At 44.4% G+C, this 8,942-nt stretch carries 6 protein-coding genes; 2 read left to right on the top strand and 4 right to left on the bottom strand.

All coding sequences use genetic code 11. The annotated features are described in order from the left end of the window. Positions 1 to 138 (top strand): 4Fe-4S dicluster domain-containing protein (locus tag GF309_05365; protein MBD3158200.1); only part of this gene is annotated, 138 nt, incomplete at its 5' end. An 11-nt stretch (positions 139 to 149) separates the two neighbouring features. On the opposite strand, the gene GF309_05360 is transcribed toward GF309_05365, so the two are convergent. Then, the gene (locus tag GF309_05360) at positions 150 to 3,407 is read right to left on the bottom strand and encodes a hypothetical protein (GenBank protein MBD3158199.1); all 3,258 of its coding nucleotides are present in this window, start codon (positions 3,405 to 3,407) and stop codon (positions 150 to 152) included. A 139-nt stretch (positions 3,408 to 3,546) separates the two neighbouring features. Here GF309_05360 and GF309_05355 point away from each other — a divergent pair, with 139 nt between their 5' ends. Next, the gene (locus GF309_05355; GenBank protein ID MBD3158198.1) at positions 3,547 to 4,905 is read left to right on the top strand and encodes a nucleotide sugar dehydrogenase; all 1,359 of its coding nucleotides are present in this window, start codon (positions 3,547 to 3,549) and stop codon (positions 4,903 to 4,905) included. A 68-nt stretch (positions 4,906 to 4,973) separates the two neighbouring features. Here the strand turns inward: GF309_05355 and GF309_05350 are convergent, their stop codons facing one another. The 3 genes from GF309_05350 to GF309_05340 form a co-directional block, all read right to left on the bottom strand. Further along, positions 4,974 to 6,671, bottom strand: a complete 1,698-nt coding sequence (locus GF309_05350) for a hypothetical protein (GenBank protein ID MBD3158197.1) — start codon at positions 6,669 to 6,671, stop codon at positions 4,974 to 4,976. A 90-nt stretch (positions 6,672 to 6,761) separates the two neighbouring features. Then, positions 6,762 to 8,003 carry a 2,3-bisphosphoglycerate-independent phosphoglycerate mutase gene (gene apgM / locus GF309_05345; protein MBD3158196.1) on the bottom strand — a complete coding sequence of 414 codons (1,242 nt, stop codon included), beginning with the start codon at positions 8,001 to 8,003 and terminating at the stop codon, positions 6,762 to 6,764. Further along, positions 8,004 to 8,927, bottom strand: a complete 924-nt coding sequence (locus GF309_05340) for a hypothetical protein (protein ID MBD3158195.1) — start codon at positions 8,925 to 8,927, stop codon at positions 8,004 to 8,006. Positions 8,928 to 8,942 lie beyond the last annotated feature (15 nt).

Genomic DNA, 8,942 nt, shown 5'->3' with positions numbered 1-8,942 from the left:
GTAATCAGTGATGATTGTCGGGGATGTGGTAGATGTGTTGAAGTCTGTCCTCAGAATGCGATAACCCTCTCTATTGAAGACGCAGATTTTGTTAATCATACAGTTCGAAAACTTGAACAAATCGTTGATACTGAATAGACCTCGTAATCTCAGGTTCTGAATTTGTTAAGTTGTTCTGCGATAATGGTTCTCTTCCAAAACAACACGATAACAACCGGAATTGCTATGGATGCGGTAATCAGACCAAGAACCAAGTTTCTGTTCATACCAAAAAGTGAGGGTTCAATCTGAATCAACACATGATCTTCAGCCGTATTGTAAAAGGCGTCTGACACATTCAGGACAACTTCAACTGGTCCAGTTTTATTCCATTTAAATTCGAAGAAGATGTTATTTCCATACCATTCACTCTCCGCGTAGACATCTCCGTTAACGAGAATCGTATAATCCCAAGGAGTCTCATCTGTTGCGTTCCAAGTCAGAGTTATTGGCTGTTCATGAGATAATACAGAGAAGTTGGCGGGACCCTGTACAGCTGGAGGCTGATTATCACCAGTAGGGATGCTATGGTGGGAAGCAACAATGGCGTCTAACCGCACTTCGGTACCGTCCCAGTACGATATCATTACATATCTTGCGAAATCCAAACTGACATTTTCCAAATCAATCTGCTGTGTTCCATTCATGATACCAAGATCCTTGAATGAAGACTCAAGATTGTTCGAAACAGATACTCTGTATTCTGCACCTTCAGCAAAAACTGTGAAGTCAGACCCTGCTTCGTTGACTATTTCTTCACCTTCTCCCATATCGAGGGTTAAGAAACCGTTTCCGTAGTCCAAGTAAATCAAAGCAAAGTCACCATCAGGAGCTCCGATTGCATTTTCCATCTGCGATGCCCATGATGAGCGCTCCGGAACAGTAGCATCTGCATAAGGGTCACCTGGATCCAATACTATCTGGACTAAATCGGATCTTGTAACAGTCTTATCATCCGCGGATGTAACAGAGAGAGTGATATTGTAGATTCCTGGACGCCATCTCTGTTGTTGCCAATCATATATCACATGGGTAACAATATGGCTTTCACTGAAATCTCCACTCTCAATCAATGAGCCATTTCTCCAGAATTGCCATTTATCTGCTCCGTGAGCCTCCCAGGAAAACTCGGTACCGGCCGCCCCCCATTCGACCACTTCCTGTGTAGGCCAATCGGATATGACAGGTGGACTCGGAGGAATTACAGTTAGAATCATAAATTCAGTTGCTGTATGGCCAATTTGATCTTGGAGTTCCAAGCGCACCTCGTAAGAGGCCTCATCTAGTGTAGGTATGCTCCAATTCAAGGTATACCATTGGGTGCTCCAGTCCTCTGAAAGATAGGTGGTTCCGTTCAGCATTAGATTCCAGCTATCTGGCATATGATCGAAGAAAGTCCAAGATAGGGTGAGGCTCTCGTTCCATCCGATCGAAATGTTCTCAGGTTGTGATAGTATCATTGGAGCCTGATTTGGATAAATGTGAAGCCAGAAGGTATTCTCATAGAGAGTGTGAGTGGCGTTGAACAATACGAACTCGACTTCATAAGAGCCAAGTCCTAAATCTGCAAGGTCCATCTCGATATCTGAACCATTCCATTCGAAACTTCTGAATAGACTCTCGTTCAGAGATATATTGCAGTTTAGCGGATCTTCCGCACCTCCGAACCATCTAAGAACTGTTTCCTCTTGACCGATTTCAATTTCAGTAGGACCCCGTCGGTCAATGAAGAAAGAAGCAACAGTAACATTTACAGAATCCGATGTTGTGTGCCCTGCTTCATCAGATACTTCCAATGTGAAGTTGTAATTCCCTAACTCACGCGAACCCAAGTTGAAGCTTAGATTAGCGGGGCGCCAATAGGAATCAAATGAAAAGAATCCGTCTTGAATCAAGGATTCATTAAGATAGAGTTCATAGGTTCCAGTAACGTCGTGTTTGGGGCGATAGTTGTACCAGGATTGCCAATCAAGTTCAACCTCTTCAGAAGGGAGGAAATGCGCATCTGGAGGTGAGCTCACTGTAGGTTCGTATCGAAACCGTTCCATCCTATAGACACCATAATGGTACTCGTCAGAATTCTCGAAGTTGAGCTCCCAAACAATTTCACCGTTTCCATTCACTTCAGTAAGTCGAGCACCTAAGTCCGTCGAGGGATGAAACTCGGTTCCAAAGGTGCCTAACCGATTTCCGTTGGCAAGCTTATCAGCATCTCCCCATCTGATACACCAATAGGAAGACGGTGCTTTCCAAACCCATGTCTCATTTGCAGTCTTAGTGCTGTGATTCAATGATACTTCTATGATACGGGAATTCTGGCTTAGAGGGGTATCCTGATTGTGCTCATCATTATCAAAGATGATGTAAGTATTGTTTCCTAGAGGTTCAACAGCATGGGCATGATAAAAGAGACTTTCTTTTTCGTATCCATCCAAATCATATTGAGTGAACTCACCATATTCACCAACACTCCACAAGACCTCACCTGTTGCGTGATCTATTTTGTAGAATGTATTCACATTCCGTGAAAGATAGTATATCGCATCCTCGGCAGGATCGTAGTATATTGTGTTTGAATGGGTGATATCTGCACTGCCGTGTTTCGTATCGCCAAAGGGACACCATTGATTGTGAGAAACAAAAGATCTAGTGTCCAATTCCCACACTACCTCTGCATTCTCATCATATTCAACTATCTTGTCAAAGAGATAATCTTCGCTATCGATGGTGATTTCATAGGAAGTGAAAGTGAAGTATGTCTCATCATTGGGATTGTACTCGTACTCGTGATGTCCTGAGAAGCCCAGATACTGTGTTTCATTTGTATAGATATTCCATAGTGCCGCACCATCGGGGGAACCATGAAGGATTGTTGTTGAGTTTATGAACTCGGCAGGAGCATTCGCTAATGCCATAGATTCATCGAACGGTTTTTCTCGTACGAGGTTGCCCTGCATGTCTACAATGACCAGTGAGTAGTTCCAGTAACCCTCGGTTTTGTGACCACGGCCAAGCACAAACAAATTATACCCGTCAAAATAACCCGGCTTGGATATCAATTCGGTGCTGGCACTTGAGTATAATGATTCTCCATCTTCGGCAGAGATTCTAGCATCTGAGTTCAACAAGCTCTTTTCTCCACCAGTCATAGACATATCTCTCGATACAATATTGCGTGATTGGAGATTCTGATGGGGGTCAACTGCAATTCCTGAAATCAGGATGCTGGCCATAAGAAGAAACGCAAGTAGTGTGAATGGCTTCCGCTGTTTCATTATTCTAAATCCCCTGTGAAATTCTGCGGGAGTGATGAGATAGATTAGAATAGCATCACCTGATTTCACTGATAATGCTAATTGCCGGTACATCTGATTCTCAAGTACTAGCTACTTTATGGTTTCGGTATTTCCCATTGCAGTCGGTAGAGTAATGTTTTTCAGGCTGCTCCGTTGAGGCGATTCAACGAATAACTTGCTGGGTTTGAAATCTGGCAGGAATGTGCAATAGATGACAACCAAAGTCGTTGTAATTGGAATGGGCTATGTTGGAATCCCGTGTGCTGCACTATTGGCTGACGTTGACGGGATGGAAGTAACAGGTCTTCAGAGAAGGTCTGAAAGATCGGGTTGGAAAATCGACGTATTGAACAGCGGTAAATCCCCGTTTGAAGGTGTTGAACCAGGTCTGGAAGAACTCATTGCGAAGGTTGTTGAGAAAGGAACATTTCATGTCACTTCAGATGTTAGCGTATTGGCTGATGCCGATGTTATTCTCATTGATGTACAAACTCCCACAGATGCACAGAACATGCCACGATATGACTCGCTTAGACAGGTAAGTGAAAAAATTGGCAAGCATATCAAGAAAGGTGCTATGGTTGTTGTCGAATCTACAGTCGCCCCTGGGACAACCCAGAACGTTGTACAAAGCATAATTGAAAAGGAATCAGGGCTCAAAGGAGGAACAGACTTCGATTTGGCATTTTCATATGAACGTGTGATGCCCGGCAAACTACTGGAATATATTACAGACATGCCTCGTGTGGTTGGTGGAATCACAGAGAAGAGTACCAAAAGAGCTGTCGAGCTCTATTCTAAGATTGTGAATGAAAAAATCTACACGACGGATACACTGAGCGCTGAATTGGCAAAGACAATAGAGAACGCGTACAGAGATGTCAATATTGCATTTGCCAATGAGATGGCTCTAGTTTGTGAAAGTCTCGGAGTGGACATCTATGACATAATAGATCTCATCAACGCTCGAGACGATAGGCATATGCACATTCCCGGCGCAGGGGTAGGCGGTCACTGTCTTCCAAAGGATCCGTGGCTCCTCAGATATGGCCTCTATGAGTATGGCAGTTGGAAAGTTGAGCCTGAGTTCATATCACTATCACGGAGAATCAACGACGGTATGCCACTTCACATGTCAGATTTGGTGGAGAATGGCTTGCAGGCCCAAGATGTTTCGATTCATGATGCAAAAGTGACAATCCTTGGAGTATCATATCTTGAAAATTCTGATGACACAAGGAACACTCCAGCCGCAGATTTGGTTTCAGCATTGGAATCGAGAGGTGCCAAAGTACGGCTTCATGACCCATACGTTAGAAAATGGGAATTCGGCCCACACGAAATTGAACGGAATCTAATGGAAGCGGCTGAAGGAGCCGATTGTCTAGCACTAGTAACAAAGCATGACATGTACTATGACATTGACTTAGAGAAAATCAAATCCGTCATGAAAACACCGGTTCTGGTAGACGGAAGAAATGTATTCAATGTTGACAAGGTGAAAGAAGCTGGTTTCGAATATCGATGTATCGGTAAACGAGGGGTCCAGAGAAAAGGCCTAGAAGCTTAATATTCGATCTAAGAAGCAGCTCCGTAAACCAAAAAGGAATCTCAATCGAGTACTGTGGCCTGCGTCTCTCAGCTCCCTTTGTCAATATGTCTTGCGAAGTAATCGCCTTTGTAAACAGCAACGACCAAACTCAAAATACCGATTATGCAAGCCAATGCGATAACAGGTATAACGAACTGGTTTATTGACGAGGAGGATATGATCAGCTCCACTGCTTTTGTTGTGTTATGACCAGCCTCATCACTTATTGATAGAGTAAGGTTGTAGCTATCTGGAGCCAATTCTCCAAGTTTAATGATCTGTCCACGATACCGCCAATATCTATCATAAGTGATGCTACCAGATGACCAAAGATTACCATCGACGTAGACTTCGTAGGTTCCCATAACATGACGTTTGGGTTTAAAGTTGTAGCAGGCTTTCAAATCAATAGTTATATTGTCGTCCGCTGTGAATCTCACAGTATCTGGATAATCAATACTGGGAGCAAAACGGAATCGTTCTATCCTATAGACTCCGTAGCTGTATCCCGCCCCTTGCGGGAAGTCAATCTTCCATACAATGTTGCCCTCTTCGTCCACTTCTACCAGTCGCGCACTAGCTGAACTATAGGGATGACCTCTCGTTCCAAAAACCCCGAGACTATTTCCGTTTGGAAGTCTATCAGCATCGCCCCATATTCGTGACCAGTACTCGATGGAAGGTTCCCAAGACCAAACAACCGTTGCAGTTTCAGCATCTTCGTCCACCGCAATTTCTAGGATTCGTGATTGCTTGGTAAGGGGGTCTTCCGGGTCATGATAGTCGTTGTCAAAGATGATGAATCTGTTAGTATCGATTTTTTCAACAGCATGAGCGTGATAGAAGAGTGCTTCGCGTTCTACACCGCTTTGATTGTACAAAGTGAAATTGCCGTACTCTCCAACCGCCCAAAGAATCTCTGCATTTGAATGATCAATCTCATAGAAAGTATTTAGATTACGGGCATTGTAATAGATTACATTGTAGTCTTCATCGAAGAATACTGTATTTGAATGGGTTATATCGGGTCTCTGATAGAAGGTGTCGTTGAAAGGGCATCCCTGCGTAGGCGATACAAAATCAGTGGTATCCAAAGTCCAGACAACATCACCTGTTAGATTGTATTCCACTATCCTATCAAAGAGATATTCTTCTCCTTCGATTTCTACAAACTCATATTCAAAGGTGAAAATCGTATCGTTCACGTGATTATACTCGTATTCGTGATGTCCCCTAAAATCGAGCTCAACAGTAGTGTCTCTATAATAATCCCAGATAACAGCTCCTTCAGGAGTACCATACAATATCGCGGTAGCATTTATCCACTCAGCAGGACAATCTGCTAAGTAGAAGTTTGCACCAAGTCTCTTTTCAGCAATTACACTGCCCTCCATATCCATTATAACTAGATAGAGTTCCTTATACCGGGTTTCTTCTTCCATTCGTTGAAGTACCAGCAGATTGTATCCATCGAAAGCCTCCTCCTCATGAACAATATCAAGTTCATCAGTAGGAACAACCGAGCTGGACGAGAGATTCTGAAATATCTCTAGTTCGCTGTTCGAATTTTGTCCGGGGATGATTGCATGTTCATCTTCCGCATCTTCTGAAGCTTGAACGGGAAGCCCAGCCGAGAATGATAAAGACAACAGAACAAAAGTAAGAATGATACCGAATTTGCGTTTGTTCGAGACTGAAAACATATGACGGAATTTAGATTTTACAATTTCCTGAGAGGGTTTCATGTAGTGCAGTGCTCCGGACAGACAATTAATTCAAAGAGTCGGTCACCTTAAGAGTATTCATAAGCCGCGATGGAAACAAACAACTTTTGATTATGCACCCATCTTTCCGATATAGCCTGCATAACCAAGTAGAATCGGCATAAGATTCCTACCAAGAATTGTATGCAGAGACCCACGACCAGCATCAAATTCCGAGTATCTGGTAACAGAGTCAGAGCGAATAAATTCCGACCATAACAGAAGAGCAACAGGATCTGATGTATGATCTCTGACTTTGATTGGAGTTGTATGATCTCCGGTCACCGCTAGAACTAGTTGATCACCCACTGCTTCCGTAATCTGTTCTACCATTCTGTCTGCTTTCTCGATGGCAAGAATCTTCCGTTCTATATCTCCGTCGTGAGCCGCATTGTCGGTAGCTTTCAGATGAATAAAGACGTATCTGTATCCGTCGTTTACACACTCTATTGCTTGTTTTGCGATGTTCCCATAGTTGGATTCAATGGTTCCGATATGCCCCTCTACATCGAAATACTCCATCCCAACGTATTTTGCTGCACCAATATACAACGCGCCACCAGCCAAGGCCGCAGAACGTATACCGTACTTCGTTTTGATGGTAGGTATCTCAGCATGCTGGCCAGCCCCTCGCAGAAGCAGAGCGTTAACAGGAGGTAAATCCTGTTCTGTTCGATTCTCATTGAGCTCCAGATTTTTGAATCGGTCGTGTGCTATCCTGCCGAGCTTGTTAACGACCTTTGCAGTCTTTTCAGCAGCCTCGTTCTTAGCCTTTGATTCAAGAATCTTCACCCCGACCTCATGTGGATCTGTATCCGTGATGTCCCCCGATAGGTTCTCACCTTTCAGAACTACGGCACCTCTGTGTTGAACAGTTGGAACAAAGGATACCGTCACATCATCAATTTCCAGACCATCCAGTTCTTTCTTCAGAATCTTATGCTCTTCCTTTGTAAACTGACGACCTGCTCGTCTATCAACCACTTTGAAATCCGAATCGACTGTGGCGAAGTTGGAACGGAATGCCACGTCACCGGGTTTTGATTCTATTCCAGCTCCCAGGGCTTCCAAAGGACCGCGTCCAGGATAGTTATCCATAGGATCATAGCCAAAGAGGGCGAGATGCGCCGCGTCACTACCGGGTGTTATACCCGGGCCAATTACGTGCATTAGGCCAGTCTGACCCTCAGCAACAAGACGATCGAAGCAAGGTGTGTCAGCTGCTTGAAGAGGTGTTCCGCCATCAAGCTCAACAAGTGGTCTGTCGGTTAAGCCATCCAGTACAACCAGCATTGCTGTTCGTTTCTCAGTCATTTACTGATACTCCCTCCATGCCGTTCTGAAATCAGAGCCAGGATACCCACACTCTCCGTCGAGAATATCATGGATTTCCAGAAGCCGATTATACTTCTCAACTCTATCACTACGTGCTGGTGCGCCGGTTTTGATTTGACCCGTTGACAGGGCTACAGCCAAGTCAGCGATGAATGTATCACCTGTTTCGCCACTCCGGTGACTCACTACTACAGACCATCCTGCTTCGTTTGCTAATCGGGCTGCCTCCATAGCTTCCGTGACTGTTCCGATTTGATTCACCTTCAAGAGAAGCGAATTCCCTGCATCCATATCAATCGCTTCTGACACGATATCCGGATTCGATACAGTGAGATCATCTGTAACTACTTGAACGCCAGTCTTTTTCGTGTAGGCTGCAAAATCATCAAAAGCGTCTTCATTGAACGGGTCTTCGACGCTTTGAATAGGATATGTCTTCTCCAAATCCAGATAGAACTCGAGTAGTTCCCCTGAATTCAAGTCCTTGCCATCGATATGATAGACGCCATCTTCGTAGAATTCGCTTGCCGCCGCATCGATACCGAAGACTACCTCCTTGCCAGGTGAGTAGCCAGCTTCTTCCACTGCGGTCATGAGGTTCTCAAAGGCATCTTCTGTCTCTTCCAGGCCAAAGCCGCAATACCCGCCTTCATCTCCTATGTTCTTCGCGACGCTACCGTATTTCGAAACCATCTGCTTTCCAAGAACATGGTATATCTCACTGATGCAGCGAACAGCTTCCTGGATATTTGCCGCGCCTACAGGGAGAATCATGAACTCCTGTATAGCCAAATCATTCCCTGCATGTTCTCCACCGTTGATAACATTGGACATGGGCACAGGCTGCAAATAGTCATCCTCTCGACTTAGAACCCGTTTTCTCAAGAATTCGAACAGTTCCATGCCCTCATCTTTTGC

Source organism: Candidatus Lokiarchaeota archaeon, from assembly GCA_014730275.1.
In the GTDB taxonomy this organism is placed as follows: Archaea; Asgardarchaeota; Thorarchaeia; order Thorarchaeales; family Thorarchaeaceae; genus WJIL01.
Note: the sequence above shows the minus strand (reverse complement) of the source record. Positions and strands in the feature narration are given on the sequence as shown.